The 26,085-nt window shown below is 60.7% G+C and carries 24 protein-coding genes and 1 tRNA gene; 5 read left to right on the forward strand and 20 right to left on the reverse strand.

The annotated features are described in order from the left end of the window. Nucleotides 1-12: 12 nt before the first annotated feature. From KJQ96_RS22985 to KJQ96_RS23005, 5 genes are all read right to left on the reverse strand, one after another. Entirely contained in the window at nucleotides 13-423 is a 411-nt protein-coding gene (locus KJQ96_RS22985) for a DoxX family protein (RefSeq protein ID WP_028350194.1), read from the reverse strand. A gap of 514 nt (nucleotides 424-937) precedes the next feature. Next, on the reverse strand, nucleotides 938-1,411 hold the full coding sequence (greA, locus tag KJQ96_RS22990; protein ID WP_156908795.1) for a transcription elongation factor GreA: 474 nt from the start codon (nucleotides 1,409-1,411) through the stop codon (nucleotides 938-940). Nucleotides 1,412-1,626: 215 nt separating this feature from the next. After that, nucleotides 1,627-5,091 (reverse strand): carbamoyl-phosphate synthase large subunit, encoded by a 3,465-nt coding sequence (carB, locus tag KJQ96_RS22995; protein WP_213288792.1) that lies wholly within the window; start codon nucleotides 5,089-5,091, stop codon nucleotides 1,627-1,629. Nucleotides 5,092-5,389: 298 nt separating this feature from the next. Beyond that, nucleotides 5,390-5,465: transfer RNA gene (locus KJQ96_RS23000), tRNA-OTHER, on the reverse strand. Nucleotides 5,466-5,544: 79 nt separating this feature from the next. After that, the gene (locus KJQ96_RS23005) at nucleotides 5,545-6,249 is read right to left on the reverse strand and encodes a class I SAM-dependent methyltransferase (protein WP_213288793.1); all 705 of its coding nucleotides are present in this window, start codon (nucleotides 6,247-6,249) and stop codon (nucleotides 5,545-5,547) included. A 122-nt stretch (nucleotides 6,250-6,371) separates the two neighbouring features. Between KJQ96_RS23005 and KJQ96_RS23010 the strand changes: the two genes are divergently transcribed. Continuing rightward, nucleotides 6,372-6,905 carry a Dps family protein gene (locus KJQ96_RS23010; protein ID WP_213288794.1) on the forward strand — a complete coding sequence of 178 codons (534 nt, stop codon included), beginning with the start codon at nucleotides 6,372-6,374 and terminating at the stop codon, nucleotides 6,903-6,905. Nucleotides 6,906-7,052: 147 nt separating this feature from the next. Beyond that, a complete protein-coding gene (locus tag KJQ96_RS23015) occupies nucleotides 7,053-7,394 on the forward strand; it encodes a hypothetical protein (protein WP_213288795.1) in 342 nt (113 codons plus the stop codon). Between the two features lie 70 nt (nucleotides 7,395-7,464). Here KJQ96_RS23015 and KJQ96_RS23020 read toward each other — a convergent pair whose 3' ends face one another. From KJQ96_RS23020 to KJQ96_RS23075, 12 genes are all read right to left on the reverse strand, one after another. Continuing rightward, complete coding sequence (locus tag KJQ96_RS23020) at nucleotides 7,465-8,553, reverse strand: transporter (protein ID WP_213288796.1); 1,089 nt, start codon at nucleotides 8,551-8,553, stop codon at nucleotides 7,465-7,467. Between the two features lie 193 nt (nucleotides 8,554-8,746). Then, nucleotides 8,747-9,856 carry an HlyD family secretion protein gene (locus KJQ96_RS23025; protein WP_213288797.1) on the reverse strand — a complete coding sequence of 370 codons (1,110 nt, stop codon included), beginning with the start codon at nucleotides 9,854-9,856 and terminating at the stop codon, nucleotides 8,747-8,749. A 121-nt stretch (nucleotides 9,857-9,977) separates the two neighbouring features. Beyond that, on the reverse strand, nucleotides 9,978-10,976 hold the full coding sequence (locus KJQ96_RS23030) for a HupE/UreJ family protein (RefSeq protein ID WP_213288798.1): 999 nt from the start codon (nucleotides 10,974-10,976) through the stop codon (nucleotides 9,978-9,980). Between the two features lie 39 nt (nucleotides 10,977-11,015). Then, entirely contained in the window at nucleotides 11,016-11,945 is a 930-nt protein-coding gene (locus KJQ96_RS23035; RefSeq protein ID WP_213288799.1) for a peptidyl-prolyl cis-trans isomerase, read from the reverse strand. A 59-nt stretch (nucleotides 11,946-12,004) separates the two neighbouring features. Then, nucleotides 12,005-14,239: a DUF3604 domain-containing protein gene (locus KJQ96_RS23040; protein ID WP_213288800.1), complete on the reverse strand. Its 2,235-nt coding sequence runs from the start codon at nucleotides 14,237-14,239 to the stop codon at nucleotides 12,005-12,007. 85 nt (nucleotides 14,240-14,324) lie between these two features. Further along, nucleotides 14,325-14,678, reverse strand: coding sequence for an HdeA/HdeB family chaperone (locus tag KJQ96_RS23045; RefSeq protein WP_213288859.1), 354 nt, complete (start codon nucleotides 14,676-14,678; stop codon nucleotides 14,325-14,327). A 165-nt stretch (nucleotides 14,679-14,843) separates the two neighbouring features. After that, the gene (locus KJQ96_RS23050) at nucleotides 14,844-15,134 is read right to left on the reverse strand and encodes a hypothetical protein (protein ID WP_213288801.1); all 291 of its coding nucleotides are present in this window, start codon (nucleotides 15,132-15,134) and stop codon (nucleotides 14,844-14,846) included. Next, a complete protein-coding gene (locus tag KJQ96_RS23055) occupies nucleotides 15,131-15,937 on the reverse strand; it encodes a DUF2092 domain-containing protein (RefSeq protein WP_213288802.1) in 807 nt (268 codons plus the stop codon). Before KJQ96_RS23055 ends, KJQ96_RS23050 begins: the two co-directional genes overlap by 4 nt. 172 nt (nucleotides 15,938-16,109) lie before the next feature. Then, complete coding sequence (locus KJQ96_RS23060; protein WP_213288803.1) at nucleotides 16,110-16,430, reverse strand: hypothetical protein; 321 nt, start codon at nucleotides 16,428-16,430, stop codon at nucleotides 16,110-16,112. Further along, nucleotides 16,420-17,853 carry a DUF1254 domain-containing protein gene (locus KJQ96_RS23065; protein WP_213288804.1) on the reverse strand — a complete coding sequence of 478 codons (1,434 nt, stop codon included), beginning with the start codon at nucleotides 17,851-17,853 and terminating at the stop codon, nucleotides 16,420-16,422. The genes KJQ96_RS23060 and KJQ96_RS23065 overlap by 11 nt, the downstream gene beginning before the upstream one ends. 93 nt (nucleotides 17,854-17,946) lie before the next feature. Then, on the reverse strand, nucleotides 17,947-19,410 hold the full coding sequence (locus KJQ96_RS23070; RefSeq protein WP_213288805.1) for a DUF1254 domain-containing protein: 1,464 nt from the start codon (nucleotides 19,408-19,410) through the stop codon (nucleotides 17,947-17,949). A 150-nt stretch (nucleotides 19,411-19,560) separates the two neighbouring features. After that, the gene (locus tag KJQ96_RS23075; protein ID WP_375293199.1) at nucleotides 19,561-20,199 is read right to left on the reverse strand and encodes a hypothetical protein; all 639 of its coding nucleotides are present in this window, start codon (nucleotides 20,197-20,199) and stop codon (nucleotides 19,561-19,563) included. 577 nt (nucleotides 20,200-20,776) lie between these two features. Between KJQ96_RS23075 and KJQ96_RS23080 the strand changes: the two genes are divergently transcribed. Beyond that, entirely contained in the window at nucleotides 20,777-21,118 is a 342-nt protein-coding gene (locus KJQ96_RS23080; protein WP_213288806.1) for a hypothetical protein, read from the forward strand. A gap of 12 nt (nucleotides 21,119-21,130) precedes the next feature. Here KJQ96_RS23080 and KJQ96_RS23085 read toward each other — a convergent pair whose 3' ends face one another. The 3 genes from KJQ96_RS23085 to carA all read right to left on the reverse strand — a co-directional run bounded on the left by KJQ96_RS23085 (nucleotide 21,131) and on the right by carA (nucleotide 23,646). Continuing rightward, complete coding sequence (locus KJQ96_RS23085) at nucleotides 21,131-21,664, reverse strand: cupin domain-containing protein (protein ID WP_213288807.1); 534 nt, start codon at nucleotides 21,662-21,664, stop codon at nucleotides 21,131-21,133. A 180-nt stretch (nucleotides 21,665-21,844) separates the two neighbouring features. Next, entirely contained in the window at nucleotides 21,845-22,342 is a 498-nt protein-coding gene (locus KJQ96_RS23090) for a PaaI family thioesterase (protein ID WP_213288808.1), read from the reverse strand. Nucleotides 22,343-22,455: 113 nt separating this feature from the next. Then, nucleotides 22,456-23,646 carry a glutamine-hydrolyzing carbamoyl-phosphate synthase small subunit gene (carA, locus tag KJQ96_RS23095; RefSeq protein WP_213288809.1) on the reverse strand — a complete coding sequence of 397 codons (1,191 nt, stop codon included), beginning with the start codon at nucleotides 23,644-23,646 and terminating at the stop codon, nucleotides 22,456-22,458. Between the two features lie 273 nt (nucleotides 23,647-23,919). On the opposite strand from carA, the gene KJQ96_RS23100 reads away from it, so the two are divergent. Further along, complete coding sequence (locus KJQ96_RS23100) at nucleotides 23,920-24,375, forward strand: GatB/YqeY domain-containing protein (RefSeq protein ID WP_213288810.1); 456 nt, start codon at nucleotides 23,920-23,922, stop codon at nucleotides 24,373-24,375. Nucleotides 24,376-24,467: 92 nt separating this feature from the next. Further along, nucleotides 24,468-25,994 carry an FAD-dependent oxidoreductase gene (locus KJQ96_RS23105; protein WP_213288811.1) on the forward strand — a complete coding sequence of 509 codons (1,527 nt, stop codon included), beginning with the start codon at nucleotides 24,468-24,470 and terminating at the stop codon, nucleotides 25,992-25,994. Nucleotides 25,995-26,085: the final 91 nt, after the last annotated feature.

The raw sequence follows: 26,085 nt of genomic DNA on the forward strand, positions 1-26,085 counted from the left end.
GCTGACGCTCAGTCACTTCTTCCGCATCGCGTCGACGCTGTACGGGCCGCCGCCTGCAGTCGAAAGATAAAGGCAGGCGAAGCAGAACAGGATCGCAAGCGTGCCGGCGTTGATGAGCGGAAAGAAGCCCCTCGGCGCATGACCAATGAAATAGGCAAAGGCCATCTCGCCGGCAAGGATGAAGGCGACGGGCTGCGTGAACAGTCCGATCAGCAAGAGCCCGCCTAGAATCAACTCGATCATACCGGCGGCTCCCGATAGCGACATCAACTGCACCTTGTTGAGGAACGCGGCAGCGTTACCCTCCGGAATAGTCGGAAACTTCAGAATCTTCGCGACACCGTACTGAAACAGCAATAGCCCGGTGATGAAGCGAAACAGGCTCAGCGCCGGCGGTTGCCATTTCGCGAGCATCTTGTCGATTTGTTCCATGTCCTAGTCCCCCTTTGTTTGACGCGCTAAAAACTTAGCGCCACGAGATTACACGGTCTTGTCGGATCGCGTGTGATGCCGACACAACACCCCTGAGATTGAATCATTCCCCTTCACCGCGCCGCCTCGCGACATTGTTGCGATTGCAGCGCAGCACGATGCCGCCTCGGCAGCAGCCTGCAGCTCATCGCCGCAAAATGCCGATGCTTCGCAACGCCGGCACGCCCCCGCTCCAGTTAGTTATAGTCTATAAACATCGTCCGGGATTCGGATATTCTGAAATCCGCCGCACCACTACTCACATTCCCGTCAGGAAGGCGGCAACAAAAAAGCCGCGTGGGAAACGCGGCTTTGTCGCAACAGTAACTTGCAGGTGACTACAGCATGATCCGGAAAAGTGGATACCGGTTTTCCCTCGCGACAAACGCCGAACGCGTTTGCGCGGAGATCATGCTCGAATAAATGAGATAGGGCGGGATGACGATTCGAAGAACGTCATCGCGCTCTATCGCCACTCGACCTTGGTGATCTCGTAGGCCTTGGCGCCGCCGGGAGCCACGACCTCCACGGTCGAGCCCTTCTTCTTGCCGATCAGGGCGCGCGCCAGCGGCGAGGTGATCGAGATGCGGCCCTTCTTGGCGTCGGCTTCCGGTTCGCCGACGATCTGCCACACCGCTTTCTTTTCGGTGTCCTCGTCGACCAGTGTGACGGTCGCGCCGAACTTGACGGTGTCGCCGGACAGCTTCGAGATGTCGATGATGTCGGCGCGCGCGAGCTTGTCCTCGAGCTCGGCGATGCGGCCTTCGTTGTGCGACTGCTCTTCCTTGGCCGCGTGATATTCCGCGTTCTCGGAGAGATCGCCATGGGAGCGCGCCTCGGCGATATGCTCGATGATGCGCGGACGCTCCACCGACTGGCGCTGCTTCAATTCGATCTCCAGGGCGGCATACCCGCTAGCAGTCATCGGAACCTTGTCCATCATCTCTTTCCGTCCTTCCCTCGTGCGAGCCGCCAAAAGTTGCGCGCACAAGCCACGCTTTCGATTTCGATCAGGCCCTTGAACTCGACACACGAACCCGCCAGCCCGTTGATTTAGGCCCCGTCAGGGGCCTTAAAACATCCAAACGGGCGGTGGGTTCCAGCCATGCCGGCTTATTGCCGATCGTTTCGCGGGCATTTTCGCCCGGTAAACGATCAGTTTTCGGAAAAATAGCTCTGTAGCGTACGGACCTCAAGGTCCCCGCCCAGATAGGCCCGGATGCCCTGGGCGGCCGCCACAGCACCCGAAAGAGTGGTGTAATACGGCACTTTATGCAAGAGGGCAGCCCGCCGAAGCGAACGGCTGTCGGCCAGCGCCTGCGGCCCCTCAGTGGTGTTGAAAACGAGCTGAATGTCGCCATTGGTGATGGCATCGACGATGTGCGGCCGCCCTTCCAGCACCTTGTTAACCTTCTCGGTCGGAATCCCCTTGTCGGTGAGGAAGCGCTGGGTGCCCGAGGTGCCCATCACCTTGAAGCCGAGCGAGTGCAAGAGCCGGACCGCCTCGGCGATACGGGTCTTGTCGATCTCGCGCACCGAGACGAAAACGGTGCCCTTGCGCGGCACGCGGGTGCCGCCGCCGAGCTGGCTTTTTGCGAACGCCACCTCGAACGAGCGGTCGATGCCCATCACCTCGCCGGTCGAGCGCATCTCCGGACCAAGCACGGTATCGACGCCGGGGAAGCGCGCGAAGGGGAAGACCGACTCTTTGACGCCGACATGGCCGAGCTTCTTCTTCTTCAGCTTGAAATCGGCGAGCTTCTCGCCGGCCATGATCCGTGCCGCGATCTTCGCCACCGGCGTGCCGACGACCTTGGCGACGAACGGAACGGTGCGCGACGCCCGCGGATTGACCTCGAGCACGTAGATCTCGCCGTCCTTGATCGCATATTGCACGTTCATCAGCCCGACCACGTCGAGGCCGAGTGCGAGCTCGCGGGTTTGCCGCTCGAGCTCCTCGATCATCTTCGCATCCAGCGAATGCGGCGGCAGCGAACAGGCGGAATCGCCGGAGTGAATGCCGGCTTCCTCGATGTGTTCCATGATGCCGACGATGAAGGTGTCCTTGCCGTCGCACAGGCAGTCGACGTCGATCTCGGTGGCATCGGACAGATAGCGGTCGAACAATAGCGGGTTCTTGCCGAGCACGGTGTTGATCTGCCCGGTCTTGTCGTTGGGGTAGCGCGCCTTGACGTCGGCCGGCACCAGCTCGGGTAGCGTCCCGAGCAGGTAATCGTCGAGCTGCGTTTCCTCGCGGATGATCTGCATCGCGCGGCCGCCCAGCACGTAGGACGGGCGCACCACCAGTGGCAGGCCGAGATCGGCCGACACCAGCCGCGCCTGCTCGACCGAATAGGCGATGCCGTTCTTGGGCTGCTTTAACTTTAGTTTGTCGAGAACGCGCTTGAAACGGTCGCGGTCCTCGGCGAGATCGATGGCGTCGGGCGAGGTGCCGAGGATCGGCACGTTGGCGGCTTCCAGCGCGCGCGCCAACTTCAGTGGCGTCTGGCCGCCGAACTGCACGATCACGCCGTGCAGCGTGCCGTTCTGCCGCTCGGTGGCGACGATTTCCAGCACGTCCTCGGCAGTGAGCGGCTCGAAATACAGCCGGTCGGCGGTGTCGTAGTCGGTCGACACCGTCTCCGGATTGCAGTTGATCATGATGGTTTCATACCCGGCATCGTCGAGCGCGAAGCAGGCGTGGCAGCAGCAATAGTCGAATTCGATGCCCTGGCCGATCCGGTTCGGGCCACCGCCGAGGATGATGACCTTCTTGCGGTCCGAGGGCGCGCTCTCATCCGCCAGCGCGCCCGCAAACGGCGCTTCATAGCTCGAATACATGTAGGCGGTGGGGGAGGCGAATTCGGCGGCGCAGGTGTCGATGCGCTTGAAAGCGGGGCGTACGCCGAGCGCGTGACGCTTCGCGGTGATCTCGGCTTCGGTGGATTCAGACAGCACGGCAAGCCGTGCGTCGGAAAAGCCCATCGCCTTCAGCATGCGCATGCCATAACCGTTCGGCGGCAGGCCGTGCGTCCTGATCTTCGCTTCCATGTCGATGATGCCGCGCATCTCGGCGAGGAACCACGGATCGATCTTGCAGGAATTGAAGATCTCTTCGTTCGACCAGCCGAGCCGCATCGCCTGCGCCACCTGCAGAATGCGGTTCGGCGTCGGCGTGCCCAACGCGGCGCGGATCGCGTTCTTGTCGTCGCCGCGCCCTAACCCCTCGATCTCGATCTCGTCGAGCCCGGTCAGTCCGGTCTCGAGCCCGCGCAACGCCTTCTGCAGGCTCTCCTGGAACGTGCGGCCGATCGCCATGACTTCGCCGACCGACTTCATCGAGGTCGTCAGCGTGGCGGAGGCGCCGGGAAATTTTTCGAACGCAAAGCGGGGGACCTTGGTTACGACATAGTCGATGGTCGGCTCGAACGAGGCGGGCGTGGCGCCGCCGGTGATGTCGTTGGCGATTTCATCGAGCGTGTAGCCGACCGCGAGCTTGGCGGCGACTTTTGCGATCGGAAAGCCGGTGGCTTTTGATGCGAGCGCCGAGGAGCGCGACACGCGCGGGTTCATCTCGATCACCACCATGCGGCCGTCTTCGGGGTTGACGCCGAACTGCACGTTGGATCCGCCGGTCTCCACGCCGATTTCGCGCAGCACCGCGATCGAGGCATCGCGCATGATCTGGTATTCTTTGTCGGTCAGCGTCAGCGCCGGCGCGACAGTGATGGAATCGCCGGTGTGCACGCCCATCGGATCGAGGTTCTCGATCGAGCAGACGATGATGCAATTGTCCTTCTTGTCGCGCACCACCTCCATCTCGAACTCTTTCCAGCCGAGCACGGATTCCTCGATCAGCACTTCGTTGGTCGGGGAAGCGTCGAGCCCGCGTTCGATGATGTCGAGGAATTCTTCCTTGTTGTAGGCGATGCCGCCGCCGGTGCCGCCCATGGTGAAGGATGGGCGGATGATCGCGGGCAGCCCGATTTCGGACAGCGCCATCAGCGCCTCGCCGAGCGCGTGCTCCTGGTAACGCTTGCGGCGCTCGTTTTCGCCGATCGTCCATTGCCGTTCGAGCTCATCCAGCGCGTCGCCGGATAGCTTCTCGCGTTCGGCGAGGTATTTGTCGCGATAGGACTTTTTCAGCGCCGAGGCATTGGCGAGCCGCGATTTCGGCGTCTGAAGACCGATCTTCTCCATCGCGTTGCGGAAGAGCTGGCGGTCTTCGGCCTTGTCGATCGCGTCAGCGGTGGCGCCGATCATCTCGACGTCGAATTTGTCGAGCGTGCCCTGACGGCGCAGCGACAGCGCACAGTTCAGCGCGGTCTGCCCGCCCATGGTCGGCAACAGCGCAAAGCCGCCGGGGATGACGTAGCGCTCCTTCTCGATGATCTTGGCGACGATTTCGGGCGTGATCGGCTCGATATAGGTCGCATCAGCCAATTCCGGATCGGTCATGATCGTGGCCGGATTGGAATTGACGAGGACGATACGGTAGCCCTCTTCCTTCAGCGTCTTCACCGCCTGGGTGCCGGAATAATCGAATTCGCAGGCCTGGCCGATCACGATGGGACCGGCGCCGATGATCAGGATGGTGGAGATATCTGTTCTTTTGGGCATCGGCTCTCAGACTGGATTTTGGGCACAAAAAAAGGGCGCGCAGCCGCGCGTCCCCTAAGCCAAGAGCGCGGGTCACCCTCGCGCGCGGGTGGTCTTTAGACCAGATTCCGCACCCGCGAAACCCCCAAAAACGGGCCATCAACGGGGAATTCAGGGGTTTGGCGCTCGGTCCGCCTTCGCTCTTTGGGGGGGGGGCCCAGTCCGTCTACGCTTTCGCTTTGCTCAAGCTACGCCGGACACGTTTGCCCCACCGGTCTCTGGCGTGGCTGCGCCACGCATAGCCCGTCAGGGCGAAGCGTGGAGGCCCGGCCTGGATTTGAACCAGGATAAAGAGCATTGCACTGCTCCCGCGTCGACGCTTCCGCCACCGGGCCGTGGCAATCATTGCCCATCACGGCGCGGTGAACCATCCTTACCGTGCTTTAGGGTTAACAACCTCTACGCGCGTTGTGCTCAATGGCGTTGGAATGCGTGCCGCGCGACGAACGTCATCCGCCACGGGTTGTGGCCGATATTCTGATGCGCGCGGGAGGCGGTGAAGCCTGCGGCCGCGAGCTTCTCGATCATCTCGTCTTCACGGTAGCGCTGCAGCCCGACGCGCGTGCGTAGCTGGCGGTAGTCCGACAGCGCCGTGCTCGCAAGGCCATACAGCGCGTCTTTCAGGAAGCCGTGCGCGGCGGCGAATTTCAAGAGCGCCAGCACGTCTCTGGCCATGCCGACGTCCGGCCGCAGGATATCGCCGAGCACCAGGCGACCGTTGGGCTTCAACAACCGGCGAATGACGGCAAGCGCCGAATCCAGCTCCCCACGCGTCATGTATTGCGCGACCGAATTCATGACGACGAGGTCGACCGAGCTTTCCGCCATTCGCGTGAGATCCTCGAGCGAGCGGACGCGGATCTTGGTGTTCGGCGCAAAACGCGCGATCAGCCGGCCGCGGACGCCGGGCGCCGGTTCGGCCAGATAGAGTTTTGCGCAGGCGTCCGCCACCTTGGCAGCCGACAGCGCTTCGCCGCAAGCATAGTCCAGCACGACCGCGTCGGGCGAAGCGATATAGCTGATGATATCGCGCGCGATGATCTGGAAATGCAGGTCGCGATGCAGCCTGCTCACATAAATCGTATGCGTGGAATCGTAATAGTCGATCCATTCGTCCATCGCAGTCGGGTCCGGCAAAACTGGGGGTTCCGGTAACGGAACCGGCACCTAGGTGGGGCGTTAGACGGTCCGGCGCTCCCTGCCAATGCCGTCGTGCCCAATTCCTAACAGGAAGGTTCAACGTGAGCAAAACCAGCAATAAATCCGACAAGGTATCCGCCGACCTCGATACGCCGACCGACCTGCCGCCGGCCGCCGTGGACAAGATCTCGGCCTCGCTCAATACGCTGCTGGCGGACGCGTTTGCGCTCTATCTGAAGACCAAGAACTTCCACTGGCACGTCAGCGGCCGTCATTTCCGCGACTATCACCTTATGCTGGACGAGCAGTCGGAAGCGATCTTCGCCACCACCGACCAACTCGCTGAACGGGTCCGCAAACTTGGCGGCACCACGCTGCGCTCGGTCGGGCAGGTTGCCAAGCTGCAGACCATCAAGGACAATAACGAGGACTACGTGCCGCCGCGCGAAATGCTGCGCGAGCTGATGGAAGACAACAAGCATGTGGCGGCGGCGATGCGCAAGGCGCACAAGCTCGCCGACGAGCACGAGGATTCCGGCACTGCGGGCCTGCTCGAGACCTTCATCGACGAGACCGAGCGCCGCACGTGGTTCCTGTTCGAGGCCAGCCGCCAGGAAGGCGCCAACGTGGCATAATTCTCTCACCGTCTCTCGTGTGGGAGTGGGTTCGCCGACGGGTGGCGCCAGGCGCTGCCCGATCAGATATTCCCGCCGTCTCCCGGTCGACCTTGATCGCCGTGCGGACCCAAATTAAGGGTGGCTTCCCGGGCAGGTTCCGCTACGATGCTGATGCGCGAGACTAGCGGGAAGCCTGCGATGCCTATCACCTTTTCGATGATCGTTTTGAACTCCCAGTTGGTCGTTGCGGTGGCAGACGGAGTGCCGAACTTCGATATTGTCCGAAGTTGCAGGCTCGACGTTGCCGCCACCACTGGCCTCTCCGTTGATCAGTCGCTGAAGAGTTGCGTGAGCGATGAGCAGAAAGCGAAGCGGCAGCTCGCAAGCCAATGGCCGAAATTCCCCGCGCCAAGCCGGGTGAGCTGCATCTCGCAAGAGAGCATCGGGGGCACGCCGAGCTACGTCAGCTTGCTGACCTGTCTGCAGATAGGTCAGTGGGCCAGATGATGCCCGGCGTGTTTTCGCCGTCAGTCGCCAGGATGGAATGAACGCAGTTCGCCGCCATCAGCGCGGGCGGCTACTTCGTCACCACCCGGCGCGCCGGCGTCAGCGTGCTGGTGGGCGCCATTGGCGAGATTGAGAACGTCAGCCAGGTATTCCACCCCGAAGGCCGGTTCTCGGCTGCGAATTCGCCATAGCCTTTCAGGTTGAGATATCCCTGCATGTCGCCGACCGGGAAAAGGATTCCGATCTGCGGACCAATGCCGAAGACACGCGACCGGAACCCGCCGAGCGCCGGATGCTGACCGAAGTCGTCCGTGATTTGCTGATATCCATATCCGACGAAGCCGACGAAAACCTGCTTGGAAAGAAATTGCGAGATTCCCCAATCGACGTGGAAGTCGATCCCGTTCTGGTATTGGGTGTGAGTATTCTTGAAGTTGTAAGTAAATCCGGCGACAGCGGAGAATTCGTGCCCTGCGGCGGGATTGAAGTAAGTGTAGCCGCCGCCCGCGTCGATCGCCGCGTGACCAATGCCGATGTTGCTGAGACGGGCGGGATCGTAAGCGCCCACCGGAATATCTCCGGTCAGGTAAGTCATGAAGTTGTGCACGCCGGCATTCCACTTCAACGTGGCCTGCGGATAGAGGTCGCCGACCGAAGTGAGTGAATCCGAAATGCTCCCCATGCGGGTCACCACCAGCGGTCCGACGGCAGCGGTGAGCGTTCCGTCGATGCCGGTGCTTGCCCTGCCGAATATGCCGGTGACACCGATGGCCAATTGGCCGCCAAGTACTGGCGTGCCGAAAGTGTAAGTGGGATTCAGAAGAATCAGATCGGCCTGTGCGTTCAGACTGGCATTGAAATCGACGTTCACCGTTGCCGGGAATCTACCGATCTGGATTTGCCTTGCCGCGGCGACGGCGCCAGATGCTTCGACCGAGGTGTGGTAATACACCGCGGCCATGGACCAGCCCGGCACCTGAGGTGTCGCGGCAAGGCTGGAGAAGCGTCCGGGAAGCCAGTACGAAACACCACTCTCGTCGGCGTATGCCGCGTGGGACACGAAGCCGAGCAGCGCCACGGCAGCGCTGAAACTTGCGTGGATCAGCCAACGCCGAGATTTTCGCTTGCGAGATTCTCGCTTGGATGTGTCGCGTGTCATTTGTCTGCCCCAAATGGCCGGAGATCACATTGCAACCACAGACGAGGTCAGGAGCCTCGCCAAACGTCCGCTTCGCCTCGATAGCCGCCGCGACAAGGGTTGCGTACATGCTACCAGAAGTAGCCGTTGTAATGCTGCATCAGTCGTCTGAAATCGTCCGGTCGCAAGACCGCGTAGGTTGCTGCTGATGCTATCAGAGATATGCGGCAAAGGAGCTGACCCAAACCAGGATGGACATGATCAGGCCGATAACGCCGGCGTTCTCCGCAAACACGGTGGCCGTGCCAGGCATGCCGAGTCTGAGCTGGCTGCGGTTGATGTCCTTCGGTATGGAGATGACAGCCGGATAGGCCTTGGCGCCGCCGATCGAGCCCACTTTGGCCAGCGTTCCGGAAACGGCGATCTGGCCCTGTCCCACGCCTTCCGGAATGCTTGTAATCGCCGCCTCGTGAATACGGCCGGGATCGTTGTCGAACACGAGCTTGACCCGAGCGCCGGGCTTGATGGTCTGGAATCCGTTCGGCGAGAACATGCCGACGAGGGTGATATCGTCGGCGATGATGAACGACATCACCGCTTTATGCTGCGTGGCGCGGTCGCCGACGGATAGGGCCATGACCGTGACGTAGCCGTCGCCGGGCGCACTGATGGTCGTCTGCTCCAGCTCCCATTTAGCATGGTCAAGCTGGGCCCGGATTTGCGCCACGGTGGTGTTGACGCCGCCGATCTCCGAATCCATGGCGAGCTGCGCGTTCAACTGTGAAGCCTTGGCAGCCTGCAACTGGAACTCCACCGTCTCGTACTGGACCTGCGTGTCTTGCAGGCGAAACTGGGCTTGCGCGCTCTCGCCGACGAGCGTTTGATAATCTGCAAGCCGCTGCTTGTGATAGGCGAGCTGCTTGGTCAGCCCCTCGACGTTCGCGCTCGCCTGCTCGTAGTTGGCCTTGAGCTGCAGGGCCTGTTGCTTGGCGCCCGCCAGCGAGGCCTCGAGCTGGTCGACTTTGTATTTGAACGGCGCCGGATCGATATTGAAGAGAACGGTGCCGGCCTTCACCGGCACGTTGGTCTGCACCGGAATGGCGGTCACTTGGCCGGAGACGTTGGGCGCGACCTCGACCACTCGCGAGATCACGACAAAACTGCCCGATGGCGTGAGATAATTGAACATCGCCAGGAACACCGCCAGGATGAACGCGCCGATCAGCACCGCGACGGTGCCGGATGCCCAGCCCCATCTGACCAGCTTGAGCTTGGAGAAGATGAGCCAGACCAGGACGAGGTAGAGCGTCAGGATGATCAGCATGACTTGGCTCCGGGTGAGGGTGATGCCTTGCGCATTTCCGATTTTGTAGAATCGGAACGCGCTCTGGATTCCTGCGTTTGCGCAGATGCCATTCTTTGAAAACTCGTCTCCACCTTTCCGGCTAGGCCGCAAATCCCGCCAGCCGCTCGATGAACCAAAATGCCGCCAGGGATCCGATCGCATAGATCGCCGCCGCCGATGCGTAGCGTTCGAACATCGGCGGCGGATTGATGCGCTTGGCACACGCCAATGCGCCGAGAACGACGCCGACGAAGATCAGTTGTCCGATCTCCACGCCGATGTTGAATGTGAAGAGCGCGAGCGGGATGTCGCCTTGTGGGAGACCGATCTCCGTCAGGGCGCCGGCGAACCCGAACCCGTGAAGCAGCCCGAACGAGAACGCGACAACCCACGGCCATCTTGCCGTGAGGCTCGCCTGTCCGCGCCGCATTCGGATGATCTCGCAGGCGAGCAGCAAGATACTGAGCGCGATGCTGGCTTCGACCGGCGGCCCAGGAACGTGCACGATTCCGAGCGTCGCCAGGCTCAGGGTGATCGAGTGCGCGACGGTGAAGGCGGTGATTGTTATGAGCAGTGCGCGGCCGCTGCGAACGATCAAGATCAAGGCCAGCACGAAAAGCAGGTGATCGTAGCCGAACAAAATGTGTTCGATACCCTGCATCAGGTAGGTCGCGGCGACTTCCAGCGAGCTACGCGAGGTTGCGATCTCGATCCACGGTTTTGACGGTCGTACCAGCGTAGTCGAAAAGGTGCCATCGAGCATCTGCACGCGCGCCAGAACGTCGGTGATGGTTGCCTGTAGGCCCACAAGCTCGATGCGGGTGCCGGCGAGGCTCCCACTGGTTTCAATTACTCTGCGCTCGATCAGCGAATCCGAGAGCTCTCGGAGCACGGGCTCGGTGACGTTGCGTGCGTTCGCCGGAAAACGCAGCACCACCGGCAAGCGCATTCCTGACAAGACTGGCGTACGCCATACGATCTCGTACCGCTGCGGCGCGATCTCCGTAACCTGCAGGTAGGCCGGGCGCGCTTCATGCGCGGTCGCGGCACTAAGGAACGCGAATGCCGCGGCGATGATGCCCAGAAATGCTGACCGCATAATCAAGGGTTCTCCAACCACCCATCCCTGTCTTTTCGACTAGTTTTTGGCTCTCTCCGGCGTCACAACCTGATAGCGCGCGCGCATGGTTTCGTAAGCCTTGCGCTTGGCTTGTGCTCGCTGGTCTTCGATCCATTCCGCCTTGATTTCGGGTTCGATCTCTTCGAAGTCTGGGACGCGGCCCGGAACGGATGTGTCGATGAAAACCAGGTGCCAGCCGTATCCGGATTCGATCGGTCCATGCCATTGGCCCGGTTTGAGGCCGGAGACTTCTCGGGCAAAGTTTGAACCAAACAGTTTGGCCATATCCTCTGCGGACCGGTCGCCGTAGTAATCACGATCCATGAAGGGATCACCCAGGGCGGCGGCATCTTGAAAATCTCCTGGCCTCCCCGCGAGTTGCTCCATGGCTTTCGCGGCAGCCTCCCGGGATCGCTCACCGTGTTGATCGGGAGAAAAATAAACATGGCGGAACGATACGCGAGGCGGAAGGGAAAACCTCTGCGGGTTGTCCTTGAACCAGGCTCTCAGCGTATCCGTCGAAGGGTCGGTATCGATTGAAGCACCTTCGGCCAGAAATTCCATCTTCTGAGCCAATCGCCGTTTGACGATCGTGTCGTTCTTGTCCAATCCGAGAGCCAAAGCTTCCCGGTAGAGCACTTCCTCCCGGACCTTAAGTTCAATAAGGCTTTGCATTTCTGCGGGAGTGGGGGGCGCTCGCCCTTGCGCAAGCCAGGTTACACCCAACTGTTCGAAGTCGGCCGGTGTCAGGACGATCCGGTTTGATTCGGATTTGGTTTCCAAATCTGGGTGCAATCGATCGTACACCACGAACAAGATCAGGCCGACCACAAGGAAATGAAGCAGAGGCTCGCTTGCCAGCCGCCGCAACATCGAGGGCTGGATCACCAATGTCGCGTCCGAAACGGAATCGGAACGTTCAGCCGTTCCGTGGGTCGAAGGATCCATTAGCTTCGAACCTTTGGAGGCAATGCGGCTGGTTGCATGTCGAGCGACCTAAACTCTCGTCAGTTCGCGATCTTGGGTTCTTCAACCTCGTAGTTGACGTAGCCAAATTCGTTGCTGCGAGCGCCGAAATATTTGTCGTCCAGCTTGTAGACCGTGACCGCAAACGGAGTTTTGTCGATGGTCGTGACGAGCTGCCCGTCGCGGATAATGTAAGTGGCGGTCGAGCCGGTTACTCCGTTGTGCATTACTTCGAATGATTGCGCGGCACTTGGCGCCTTGTCCGCCATTTCGGTAACGACTCGCCGGCCGTCCGCACCATAGAGGACATCGAAGTTCTTGCCGGTGACAGTGTTACGTACCTTCAGGGTCTTGCCCAGCGCAAATTCCTTTAGCTGGGCCTCGTCGAGCGCCGTTGCGCCGCGCTGTTTCAACTCGGCCACCGTCAAGCCGCGCGATGCCGTGGCGCGCGCCGTCTCGGACGGGGTGTACCAGATCGGGGATGTCCACGCGCGCTCCTGGATCGTCGAGGCCACATTGCTTGGCGGCAGCACGCCAAGCTTCTTGGCGTCGTAGGTGCTCCAGCGCGGCGTCGGAATTTGCAGCACGCGGGCGTAGTAAACTGCCTGCAGCGAGGGATCAAAATCCGGATCGGTCCACACCTGTTTGAGTTCCACCGCGCCGATCGTGTTCTTGTATGTCGCGTTCAAGATATCGACGGTGTTGCCGACTGGCGGCAGCTTTCCGGTCGCGGGATCAATCTTGCGGCCCCCGGACCATGCCACATCGTAGATCTTCTCAAAGGTCTGACCGTTCTTTGTCCAGCCTTTGACGATCTGGATGCGGTCAAGGTTGCCGTCCTCGGGATCCTTGACCGCCTGGACGATGAATGACGGCGCCTTGCCCTTTGCAGCCGGCAGATCGCCGCCCATTGGCACGCCGCCCGCATAGGCGACCTTGACCCAGTCCTTTTGCTTGAGCATTTCCGGTTGGTACTCCCAGCCACCGAACAGGCGCACCTTGATTCGCACGCCGCTAGTGCCGAAGGTCTCCTTCCGCTGCATGGCTTCGAAGATCGACGCGCGCGTATTTTCCTCGGCCCACACGCCACCCAATCCGGACGTACCCGTCTCAAGAATATTCATGCCGGATTCTATCCGGCCCGCGAGGCGGGTCTGCGGGGTGGCGTCCATCAGGCCATGGTCGCCGAAGTAGTTGGACTGTGTGAAGTTGGCGGCGGTGTTGTGGGAATCGCCGGCCCCGACAAAACCGAACTTATAGGGATTGTAGCCGCGGGCGTCCTGCATCGCGAGGCCGTCAAGGTACGCCTGGCGAGCGTAGCCACCGATCAGCTTGGCGGAGCTGTTATCGATGCCGATCAGGTAGTTCATGATCTCGAAATTGGCGAACTCATCGTTCGGCGAGAGATCGGGATGAGTTTCAGACGTTCCTTTGACCTGCTTGATTTCGGTCAGCGGCTCGTTGGCTAAGCGCTCCCGGGCCCACGCCGAATCGATCGGGCGGCCCTTGCCGTCAACGTCGACCGGGAACATCAGGCCGTTGCTGAGGTTGGCGTTGTGCGAGATTGCGAGCACTTCGTTGCCCGCTTTGCGCTGGTCGTTCATCCAAGCCCAGAGATCCTCCGCCTTGTCGGAATCAAGAGCCGAAAACGGTGCTACCGGCACCTTGGCGCAATCCTTGAAGAAGACGTTGCGATGCATGTTTTGATTGTTGGGCATCGATGTCCACTCATACGCGCAGAATGTCGTGAACCTGCCCGGTTTGTTATACTTGTCGGCAATGGCATTGTTCTGCTGCCAAACCGTTCCGGCAACCGTTGGGTCCGTCAATTCCTTTATGGGCTGCTGCTTGGCGATCGAAGCTGCCAGGTATTGGAAGACCTTGTTGATCTCCTGCTGCGTCTTTGCCTTAAGCTTCTGGGCGATCGGAAGCTTACTGATGGGCGAGGAAGGATCGTTTGCCAAACTCATCATGCCGGCGTACTCGGAATGATCTGTCACGCCCTCGAAGTCGAGCGGCCGGCCGATTTTGATCATGTAGCCTGCAGGGTGCCTGATCGGCTGGCCGATCGCATATTTGTATGCATCCTCCGGTCCGGCCAGCGTGTTGCCGATGATGTAAGCGTCAAGAGACCAGCTCGTGTGCTGATGGGTCTGACCGAAATAGGCGTTGCGCTCGGGATTGCGCTGAGCAAACGCGGGTGATGCGGCCAGGCCGAGAAGTCCTGCTCCCAGTATCGTCGTGGTGAGAAAACGTTGCCTCCACGTCCTTCGCATCATCGTCTCCTACCGCATTGCCCGGATCGGCCGGGGGGCTCGACCTATCATCGACTCATCGTAACTTCGTCATGACGAATTCCAATCACTGCTTAATCTTGATGCCCTTCTCGGCCCGGTAGGCCTTGAAGACCACGTCGATCGCTTCAATGACTTTCTTGTCCCGGTTGGCCTTACAGTGGACGATGACTTCGTGTTCGAGGGCCTTGGCCCGGTTGACCTCCATCATGTGCTTCTTGGCAAGGCCGTTGTACCAGCCGCTGTACCAGGCGGTCAGGTAATCGGCGTCTTCCTGAAAGGTGTTCGCCAATTGTGCGCAGGTCAGTTTTTGAACGTCGATGTAACCGTCGCGGTCCGCGTAGGTCTTGAGTTCGACCTGGGCGTAAGCGGGTGCTGCAAGAGCGATGACCGCGCAGCATAAGATTGAACTTTTTCCGATCACTGGATTTTCCTTCGTTGGCGATGTTGCGTCTCAATTTCTGATCAGGAACGGTCAACTGACCGGCGTGAACCTCATCCTCGCGACGCCGAGCGCGAGATTAGCGCCGACCTGACCTTCCATCGGGGGCGCGGTCGTCCACGCCCCGACCCTGCGCGAGGCACTTTACGGGCAGACGGTGACAATCCTGCCGTAGGCATCCGCCACCTGCCTGCATGCGGGCGCGACTACCGCTGCACCGGCGGCGACCGCGCCGACGGCCACCGCGCGGCGTGTGGTGCGCCGAGCAACGCCGGCATAACTCATCGGCGTCAAAGGGCGACCGATCCGAGCTTCGGCGGACGACACGAGCGATGATCGCGTATCCCCCGGCAATTGGCCGCTCCACACCAGTGCTGCACCCCCGGCGATGGCCGCAACCGAGAGGCGGATGATCGCTTTCGATAGCCGTGTCATTTCTTTCCTCCTGCGTTCGCGGTGCCATGCGGCACTTCGTCGATATCCCCGAGATCGCCGAGAGCGATCTTCTTTGCGGACGATTCCGGCTTGAAGGCAAAGGCATCTGCCGGCACATCGGTCTTCCATTCCTTGATGCGCAGCGTGTATTGCGGCGCTTCGGCTATGCCCTTGCTAGTGATCACGTATTTGCGCGGGATCGGCCGAGCCCCGGATTCGATCCAGATCTGCCAGTCGGTCTCGACGTTGCGGAATGCCAAATGATCGCATTCGACTCCATCGATGACGCCCTTGCCGATCACAGCGCCTTCAATAACGTCGGCCATCATGACGTTGTAGACGTTCGAAAGCAGGAGGTCGGCTCCCGGCGCCACGACACCGTGCTGATCGCGCAATACATCGATCAATTGATCGGCCGTCCCTGGAGCATCGATCTGAGCGTAATCCTTGGCGTCCTTGTTGTTTACGGTCAGCATCTTGCCATCGAATACGATCTCGATGTCGCGGTATCCCCCCGTTCGGGTGGCGCGCAGCTTGTCCGGACGGCTCAACTGCACCTCGCCGGAACTGGTGAACTGGATTTTCTGCAGATTGGAGGTAATCACCTCGATATCGGAGTCGAACGTGACCGATATGGTTTTCTGGCCCGCGACGTAGTCAGACATCGCCTTGAGAAGCTTGTCGGCGTCGCTGCCTTGTGCGCGAGCCTGGGGAATGAGCGAAATGCCCATAGTCAAGATCGTGCCGATCAAGGTCGGCCATCGTGCCACTCGGCCGATCGAGTTGTCTGCGGCGTCCTTCATCTTCATCGCCTTTCTGCTTGTTTGTTCAGCGGCCGAATCGCTGTCAAGAATGCGTGTCGGCCAAGGTTTTTAGGTACGATTCGACCGCTCGTTGATAAGATCAAACCCACTCCGCATCTACGCATTGCAAAATGATCTGTCAGCGCAGCGGGGTCTTGCCATTTCGCGCCAATCATTCCGAGGTAGATTTAATCATTTTGAAGTAATGGGAGGCGCTTCCCTGCCGGTTGGCGGTATTTCGTGCCGCTCTTCTGGGCTGACTGCTGTCGCCGATAGACAACGGGTTGGTCTTCAGCAATACGAAGCTGCGACCGAAGCTGCCGGCAGGGCGAGCCTCACTGTAGACTTTCCTCCGACTGACACATCCGCCGCAGTCGCAGAAGGTGGCAGGCGCAACGCCAACCGCCTCCTGTTGCGGCATCACTTCACCACCGCGGCATTGCCGCAGCACCAATGCTGCAAAAGACGACACGGCCACGACCTCAACTTGCAACCATGATCGCCGGCGGTTTCCATGTTCCTTCGCCCGGAGGAAGGATCGATGGCGCCTCGGTCTTTGGCCAGTAGAGCCGCATCACCAGATAGATCGGGCCATTTGGAGCGGGCAGCCAGTTTGCCTCCTTGTCGGCGCCGGGCGACTTGTTCTGGATGTAAAGGGTCAGCGATCCGTCGGCGTTTGTTTTCATGCTGGGCAGCATCGGCGAATTGATCAGATAGCGGTCGATCGGGTTTTCGATCAGCAACTGGGTTTTGCCGTCATACATGGTCAGCGACCAGAACGCGTTCACGGGCGGAAGTTGGCCCGGCGGGAACGTCAGCGTGTAGTTCTTTTTGCTCCCATCGAGCGCTTGACCGTTGCCGTCGACGTGCGTGAGCGGGTACATCGCCTCCGCGGCGTCGTTGCCGTAGATGCCCGCCTGCGCCGCGGCGGCGCGCTTCAACCAGTCGCCGTTGTAGTGGGCGCTGTCGCCAGGTAGCGAACTGATCCGCCAGCCGTTGACGTCCTTGCCGGCGTTGGCGACGGCCTCGTCAACCTTGCGCTGGCCTTCCTTCATGCCGAGGCCGACTTCCAGCTTGTCCTCCAGCGAGAGATCCTTGAAGTTGAAGGTCTTGCCGGGGCCGACGCCGATGCGTGCAAGCTGGGCGCGTATTTCCTTCTCGTTCGCTTCCGCGGGCGCGAACTGCAATGCGAAGTCGAGGTATTCGAAGAAGTTCGTTTTTACGAGCTCCTTGTCAATTTTCGGAAAATCGATGGCCGCCGAGGCAGTCGTCGTCGGCTGTTTCAGGTAGGCTGAAAGCGTCTGCGCCTTGTAGCCGGCCTGGACCTTCTTCACACCGTCGAGGTCGTCCGGACTGAAAAGCTGGGTGCGATATCCGGCCATCGAAAATTGCGTGCTTGATCGGAACACCTTCTTGATCCCGGGTGGGGTCGCGCCCTTCCAGTCCGGCCCGACCACCATGTAGTCGCCTGCTTCGCTTCCCGTGGCACGGCTTCCGATATAACCGTAATTGTAGGTATTGCCGTCGCAGAGCATGACTGAATAGTAACGCTTGGGATCCACCGCCGGGACCGAAAGGACGATCGGCTCTGCTCGCAGGTCCATCCATACGAACGAATAGGGTGTGTCGCTGTTTGGCGTTACGATGGCTGTGTCTTTATAGGTGTAGACGTTGGGTTCATTCTTGATCTGGTTGAACGGCGCCTTGAACTGCCCGGAGTTGCGATCGACGGCATATTCGTACATCACGCCGTAGTTCATCACGATCGGCAAGCCGTAGATGAATCCCGCCTCGGCAATGTCCTTTGCCTTGAAGAAGCCTGGTCGGTCCTGCGCCAGAGCCGGGAAGGACTTTGCCGTCGTCGCTGTCATTGCCGCCAAGGCAGCGGAACGAAGAAGGTCGCGTTTGGTCAGCATTGTACCTCTCCTCATCCAGAAATCGGGCTTGGGATTTCATATCGCTGCAAACCGGCGGCCGGCGGAAGGTCGGCCGCCGCGTTTCTGTCACTCCTATTGCGCCGACAAGCCGACCGTCGTTTGCGACTTCACGACCGGCGGGGGATTCCATTTTCCGGTCAGCGCCTCCGACTTCGGACTGTAGAGACGCATGGTCAGATTGAAGGGTCCCTTCGGTGCCGGAAGCCAGTTGGCTTCCTTGTCCTTGCCCGGGTGCTCGTTCTGGAAGTAGAGATCGAGCGAACCGTCGGCGTTATATTTGAACGGCATCCAGCTAGAGACGGCGAAGCGGTTCAGGACGTTACCGACCTGGAATCCTTCCGGATCGTAGAGGGTGATCGACCAGAACGCATGGGTCGGCGGGGCGGCGCCCTTCTCGAACGTGATCGTGTATTTGTTCGCGCCATCGAGCGGCTTGCCGGATTCGTCGCCGAGATTGAGCGGATAGATGGCGTCCTCGGGCAGGTTTGCACCGAGTCCGACCTGAGCGACAATCGCGCGCTTCAAATAGTAGTTGCCGTAAACACCCATCGTGTCGGTGTTCATCGACCAGCCATTCGCAACCCGCGCCAGCGTCGGTAACTTCCAGGCCATCAGCTTCTGCGCGTCCTGCGGTGCGGTCTCCAGTGCTCTCTGCACGGTCGGATCAAGCTTGCCGATGTCAAAGCTCTTGCCCGGCTCGATGCCAATTTTCTTCATCTGCGCGATGATCGGCTCGTCGGTGATATGCGGCGGGTGAAGCTTGAGCAACTCGGCGGCACTGGCGAAATACACGCCCGCCGTCATGGCATCGACCTGGGCCTTTGGCGGCGTCTTCATGTCGATGGTTGGATCGATCTTGACCTCGACTGGCTTCGGCGTCTTACCAAATTCTGAAAGCAGTGTGACCTTGTAGCCGGCCTGGATCTTGTGAACCGCAGCGTAGTCCGCCGGGCCGTCCGTCTTGGTGCGGCCAATGACCCAGACATAGGGCGTTGGCGCTTCGATCCGCTGCGTGTCCTTGGGAAGCTTGAACTCCTCGGCAAATCTTTCGCGCAGATCCGGCCTCCAGCCCGGGGGAGTGATCAGAAACGTCCCGGCCTTGGTGCCCGTCGTCCGCCAGCCCGGTGACGCAAATACATCGGTCCACATGTCGAGCATCGGCAACAGGTAGTAGCGTCCATTGGTGTCCGGAACGGAAATGACGACGGGCTCCTTGGTCATGTCCAACCATGAGGCGGAGTACAACGTGTCGAAGTTGGTTCGCACGACACCCTTGAAGTCCGCCGGCGGGTATTCGCGCACGTTGACGAACGTATTCATCGGGCCCTTGAAGGGTTCCTTGCCTTGTTCGACGTTTGTAAATTGCTTGCGGGACACGTCCATCGACATGATGGGGTAGAAGTAGATGTAGGCGTCCACTGCGATAGCGTGCGCCTCCTCTTCGGTGATAGCCGGCGCCGCTTGGGCCAGCGCGGCGGGTGCGGTCGCCGCGCCAAGGCAGAGAGACAATGTCAGTGGCAGGATTCCTCGAAACATATCGAACCTCCTCTTCCAATGTGTTGGTTGTTAACTTCGGCTTCGTTCAATTCTCCTTCCGCGCCATCGCTTGATGGTCGCACGACGCTTCCTTCGGTTAGCTGATCGGCAATTGATATTGCGGGGGGCGTCGCGCGCGTGTCTTCCCGTTCAGTAACAGGGCGGATAAGGATAGTAGCCGCAGGCCGGACGGGCGTATGGGTGATAGTACGCAGCCGCTCCGTATGCGGCGGCGCCAATAGCGCCGGCATACATCGCGCCGCGAAATGCCGAACGCCGGGCGACGCCGGCGAACGACATCGGCGTGAACGGCCGGCCAATGATATCAATAAAGAGTGCGGCGCCGCCATCTGCGCCGGTGATATCTCCCTCGAGGGTCTGAACGTTGAACGTCAGCTTGTCGCCTTCGAGTTTCGGATTTTTCAGCACGACGACGGCGTCCTTCACAGAACCGTCCTTGCCGAACACGGACAAGGTCGCGTTCGGCGGGTTTTTGGCGAAGCTGTCATCGCCCGATCCCCATTCCGCGATCACTTCAGCGGTGGGCTGGTGGCCTGCAGATCTTACCGGTCGATCGGCAAATATGATCGAGCTGGGCGCCACGCCGGTCAAGGCGAGTGTGTCGCCCTGCAACGTCGCACCGCGAGAATTGAGCACGAACAGCGAGGGCACGATCTCAGGTTTGGCTGAAGCAGATGGCGTGCCGATTGTTTTCATGGAGGGCGGGGCTGCCGCGTGCTGAGCAATCGCCGCTACGGGCCCGTACAACGTTGCGGTTATGGCAAGCATTCCGAAAATCTGATTCCGACTTGTGATACGCATGACAACATTCCTTTTTTGCAGAATCATCTAAGCGGCTTCAAACATTCGCGCTTGGGCGCACCCAAGCGCGCGCATTACACGAGAACGTTCTACGCTTCCGCATCAAAGGCCGAGTGGCGTATGCAGGTTAGAAAAACGGGTATTGAAAAGGTGATGCCAGGAGCTAACGGTTGAAATGCGGCTTCAGCTACCTCCACGCGTGTTACGTTAGCACAAGTGTGAAATGCGGGCTAGCTATCTTAGCGGGTGCTCTTGCCGAGAAGTTTTTCATGCGACGTTTGGCGCGCTTTTTAGTTTGTCTCACACTGATACGGCGCGTAGCGATCGCCGAATGGTCAGCGACCCTTCCCTAATCACGGGGGCCGAGGCAAATGCGCGCACAAAGAACGTGCTGCGTGATTCCGATAACCATTTTAAGCGGGCCTGCGCGAGAGTGCCTTTATGCTGCTTAGCGCCGGCGAATTGGGTGTCTGGCGACATAAGCACACTTTAAAGAGCGAATTGTAAATTATTAAAGAGCGAATTGTAAATTTGGAATCCAGCGATGATGCAGAAGATTGTCGAATTCCGTGACGTGGCATCGTCCGGCCGTCGTGTTGGCCCATCCGGCCAGCGGGCCGGCGATGCGCCGGGCGCGCCATCGGCGCCGCCATCGATCGAGCCGATCTGGGCGGTGGTCGATTCATTGTCCCGCACCCTCGAATGCATCAAGACCATGTGCGCGACCGAGCCGCACGGGCCGATCCGCGACAAGCTGGAGATCGAACGAACAAATCTTGTCATCGGGCTTTTTGTCGCGCGGATCGCGGCGATGCGGGTTTCGTCGAGCAAACCGATGCCGGAGGCTTTGTCCGAACCTAATGTCCCGATTGCCGGGCGCGGATGACGGCGCCCCGCCTCATCGCGTGCCGCGCTTCCACAGCCGGACCAGCGGCCCGTCTTCGCCCAGCACCGGATCGGTCTTCGGCAGCTTCACTTCCGGGATCGTCTTCAGAGCCTTGGCGTGGTTCTCCGGCGTTGGCCGCGTGATCTGCATCGGCGGTCCCGGCGGATAGGCGCCGACCACGCAGAAATCGGGGCTGGCGAACATGCATTGATGCCCGGTGCCGGCGGGAAGGATCGCGACATCGCCGGGCGTGATTTCGAGCTGCTTGCCGCGGTTGCCGCCGAAGCGGACGCGGGCCCGGCCGCGGGCGACGCCGAGCGCCTCATGTACCGTGGCGTGGTAGTGCACATAGTCGTAGACGCCGTTGCGCCACATCGCGCCCCAGCCATTGCCGCCGAACAGCGTCTCGATGGTCTTTTCCGGGTGATCATTGGCGACATAGACCGCGCCCTTGTAAACCAGCAGCGGCAGGGGATTGTTGGGCACGAGGCCGTCATCCTCGAACACGAAGGTGAGCGGCTCGATATCGGCGCTGACGACGGACATGTTGGTCCTCCGCGATCGTAACAGTTCGTAGGGTGGGCAAAGGCGCGTTAGCGACGTGCCCACCACCGCTTGCCGTGTGCAAAATGGTGGACACGCTTCCGCCTTCGCTCGTTGAGCTACGGCGGACAAGTCGCTTTGCCCACCCTACGATTTCTACAATTCAAAACCGCCCGCCGCGCTTCACGTTCCCTTCGGAATCTCGAAAACCAGACACGTCGTCGTCGCATGTGCGAGCAGGCGGCCGTTGGCGTCGGTGATCCGCGCCTCCGCGGTGGCGGCGCGGCGGCCGACATTGAGCGTCTTGCCCTCGGTGCGGACAGGGCCGGTGTCCTTTGTCATGCCCCTGATGAAAGAGATCTTGAATTCCAGCGTGGTGTAGCCGGTGCCGTTGGGAAGGGCGGAATGCACCGCAAGGCCCATCGCGGAATCCAAGAGGATCGCGGCATAGCCGCCATGCACCGAGCCGATCGGATTGTAATGCCGAAAGCCGGGCACGCTGTAGAACACCACATGTCCCTTCTCGGCGGTGGAATCGAACGGCTCGACATTCTGCATGATCGGCGGCGCCGGCAACTTGCCTTCGAAGATTGCGCGCACGAAGTCGAGGCCGGACATCGACGCCATGACGTGCGTCGGTGCCACGCCGTATTCGACATTGGAGGCGGCGGGTTTGTCCATTTCCGAGCTTTCGACACACAATTAAATCGTCATGCCCGGACTTGATCCGGGCATCCATCACTCTTCAAGAGAAGATGGATTGCCGGGTCAAGCCCGGCAATGACGAATGTGGCTTACGCCCGCTTCTTCTCTCGCATCAGATCCGCAAACCGCTTGAACAGGTAATGCGAGTCGCGCGGCCCCGGCGAGGCTTCCGGGTGATACTGCACGGAGAATACCGGCTTGCCCTTGAGCTCGATGCCGCAATTGGAGCCGTCGAACAGCGAGATGTGGGTCTGCATCGCGCCCTCGGGCAGCGTCGCCTGGTCGACGGCAAAACCGTGGTTCATCGAGGTAATCTCCACCTTGCCGGTGGTTTCGTCCTTGACCGGATGATTGGCGCCGTGATGGCCCTGATGCATCTTTTTGGTCTTGGCGCCGACGGCCAGGCCCAGCATCTGATGACCCAGGCAAATACCGAAAGTCGGCGTGCCGGACTCGATCACCTGCTGAATCACGGGCACCGCATATTTGCCGGTCGCGGCCGGGTCACCCGGGCCGTTGGAAAGAAACACGCCGTCCGGTTTCATCGCCAGAATGTCTTCGGCCGAGGTTGTCGCCGGCACCACGGTGACCTTGCAGCCTTCACCGGCCAGGAGCCGCAAAATGTTGCGCTTGATGCCGTAGTCGATCGCGACCACGTTGAACTCCGGCTCGCTCTGGCGGCCAAAGCCCTTCTGCCAGGCCCACGGCGTCTCGTCCCAGGTAAAGCGCTGGCCCGACGTCACCATCGGCACCAGATCCATGCCTTCCAGGCCGGGCCATTCGCGTGCCTCTTCCTTCAGGCCGTGCAGGTCGAACACGCCGTTCTTGGCATGCGCAATCACCGCGTTCGGCATGCCCTTTGAGCGGATCAGCGCAGTCAGCGCCCTTGTATCGATGCCCGACAGCCCGATGATGCCGCGGGCGCGCAGCCACTGATCGAGGTGTCGCGTGGCACGGTAGTTCGAGGGATCGGTAATGGCCGTGCGCAGGATAACCCCGCGCGCGCCTGGCGTCGCCGCCATGTTCACCGTCTCGATATCCTCGTCGTTGGTGCCGACATTGCCGATATGCGGGAAGGTGAAGGTGATGAGCTGCCCGGCATAGGAGGGATCGGTGAGGATCTCCTCATAACCGGTCATCGCGGTGTTGAAGCAGACTTCGCCGACGGCGTGGCCTTCCGCGCCGAGGCCAAAACCTTCCAGCACGGTACCATCGGCAAGCACGAGGAGCGCGGTCGGTTTAAGGTCCGGCCAGGCTGAAGCGTTTTCAGATGTTGTCATGAGCGCACTTCATAGTCGCAAGCACCCCCGCGCGTCAAAGCCGGAGGGCCAAGAAAAGCCAAAGAAAACCGGCTATTCACATGCGTTTGCCGCATATTTGCCCAGCCGGTTCTACGGACTTAAGCCGGTTTTTCCGGTTTTTCACCAAATCCGGTCGAATCTGGAACCGGCAGGGCAATTCGACTGCCGATCCTGGTCGTTCCCGTCCTATATAGGTGGAATCGTTACGTAACCCGGCGCCTTTGCCGGCGGCACCTTTTTAGTGAGGCAATCATGCTGCGCGACGACATCAACAACGCGGTCAAGGACGCCATGAGGGCGAAGGACGAGCGCAAGCTCTCCACGCTGCGCATGGTCAATTCGACCATCAAGAACGCCGACATCGACGCGCGCGGGCAGGGCAAGCCGCCGCTGTCGGACGCCGACGTGCTCGGCGTGCTGCAGAAGATGATCAAGCAGCGCCAGGAATCGGTCGAGCTCTACGACAAGGGCGGCCGCGCCGAGCTTGCCGCGCAGGAGCGCGAGGAGATCGCGGTGATCTCCGCCTATCTGCCGAAGCAGATGTCGGACGACGAGGTCAAGGCCGCGATCTCGGCCGCCATCGCCGAGACCGGCGCCGCCGGCATGAAGGACATGGGCAAGGTGATCGGCGTGCTGCGCGCGAAATTCGCCGGCCAGATGGATTTCGGCAAGGCCAGCGGTTTGGTGAAGGCGGCGCTGACTGGATAAATTTTTTACGCTCGGGAACCTTCGTGCTGACGAAACATCGTTTGAGTACAAACTCGGAGTGATGACGTAGCGCAACGAGAGCGGAGGAAGGCATGGCTGATCAGCAAGCTCTGCCCGCTGGTCCCGATCTGTCGAAGGGCATAGCCCCGTCCGAATTCGCAGGGGAGATGTTGCTCGGCCATGTCGGCGACGATGAAGTGCTGCTGGTGCGTTCTGGCTCGGAGCTCTTCGCGATCGGTGCGCATTGCACCCATTATCACGGGCCACTCGCGGAGGGCCTCGTGACCGGCGATGGCATCCGTTGCCCCTGGCACCACGCCTGTTTCGATTTGCGCACCCGCGAAGCCATCCGGGCGCCGGCGCTCAGTCCGGTCGCAGTCTGGAAGGTCGAGCAGCAAGACGGTCGCATCTTTGTTCGGGAGAAACTTGAGCAGCGCAAACCGCAGGTGAAGGGCGCCGTCGATGCGCCCGCCAAAATCGTGATCGTCGGCGGTGGCGCGGCAGGCTTTGCCGCCGCCGAGATGCTGCGGCGGCAGGATTATCGCGGCAGCATCGTGATGCTGAGCAATGATGCCGCGGCACCGGTAGACCGGCCGAACCTGTCAAAAGACTATCTCGCCGGCAGCGCGCCGGAGGACTGGGTGCCGCTGCGGCGGGATGATTTCTACGCCGAGGCGAAGATCGACCTGCGGCTCAACACCGAGGTCACATCAATCGATCCCAACGCGCGCCATGTCGTCACATCAGGCGGCGAGACCGTCCCCTATGACCGCTTGCTGCTGGCGACCGGCGCGGAGCCGGTGCGCCTGCCGATACCGGGCGCAGATCAGCCACACGTCCACGTGCTGCGCTCGCTGGCCGATTCCCGCGCCATCATCGCATCGGCCGGCGGCGCGCAACGCGCGGTCGTGATCGGCGCGAGCTTTATCGGGCTCGAAGTCGCGGCGTCGCTGCGCGCCAGAAATATCGAGGTTCATGTCGTAGGCCTGGAGCAGCGGCCGATGGAGCGCGTGCTGGGGCCAGAGCTGGGCGACTTCGTCCGCGCCCTGCATGAAGAACACGGCGTCATCTTCCATCTCGGCGACACCGTAACCGGAATCGACGGCAAACGCGCGACGCTGAAAAGCGGCAGCGCGATCGAGGCCGACATCGTGGTGGTCGGCGTCGGCGTGCGTCCGCGCCTTGAATTGGCTGAGCAGGCGGGGCTGGCGATCGATCGCGGCGTCACCGTCAATGCCTATCTGGAAACCAGCATCCCTGGCATCTATGCCGCGGGCGATATTGCGCGCTGGCCCGATCCGCATTCCCTTGAGACCATTCGTGTCGAACATTGGGTGGTGGCCGAGCGTCAGGGCCAGACCGCCGCGCGAAACATGCTCGGGCAGCGCGAGCCGTTCCATGCGGTGCCGTTTTTCTGGAGCCAGCACTACGATGTGCCGATCAATTATGTCGGCTACGCCGAGAAGTGGGACGAAATCACCGTCGACGGCGACATCCCCGGCAAGGATTGCCTGCTGCAGTACAGGCGCAACGGCCGCGTGCTCGCCGTCGCCTCGATCTATCGGGACCTCGCAAGCCTCGAGGCAGAGCTCGCGATGGAGAAGGCGCGGGCGCCTTAAGTCAGGCCACAAAAGGCAGCCCCACGTCATGCCCGGGCTTGTCCCGGGCATCCACGTCTTTAAACTCGCGGCGAGCAACAAGAATGTTGAT

Source organism: Bradyrhizobium sp. sGM-13, assembly GCF_018398875.1.
Classification (GTDB): domain Bacteria; phylum Pseudomonadota; class Alphaproteobacteria; order Rhizobiales; family Xanthobacteraceae; genus Bradyrhizobium.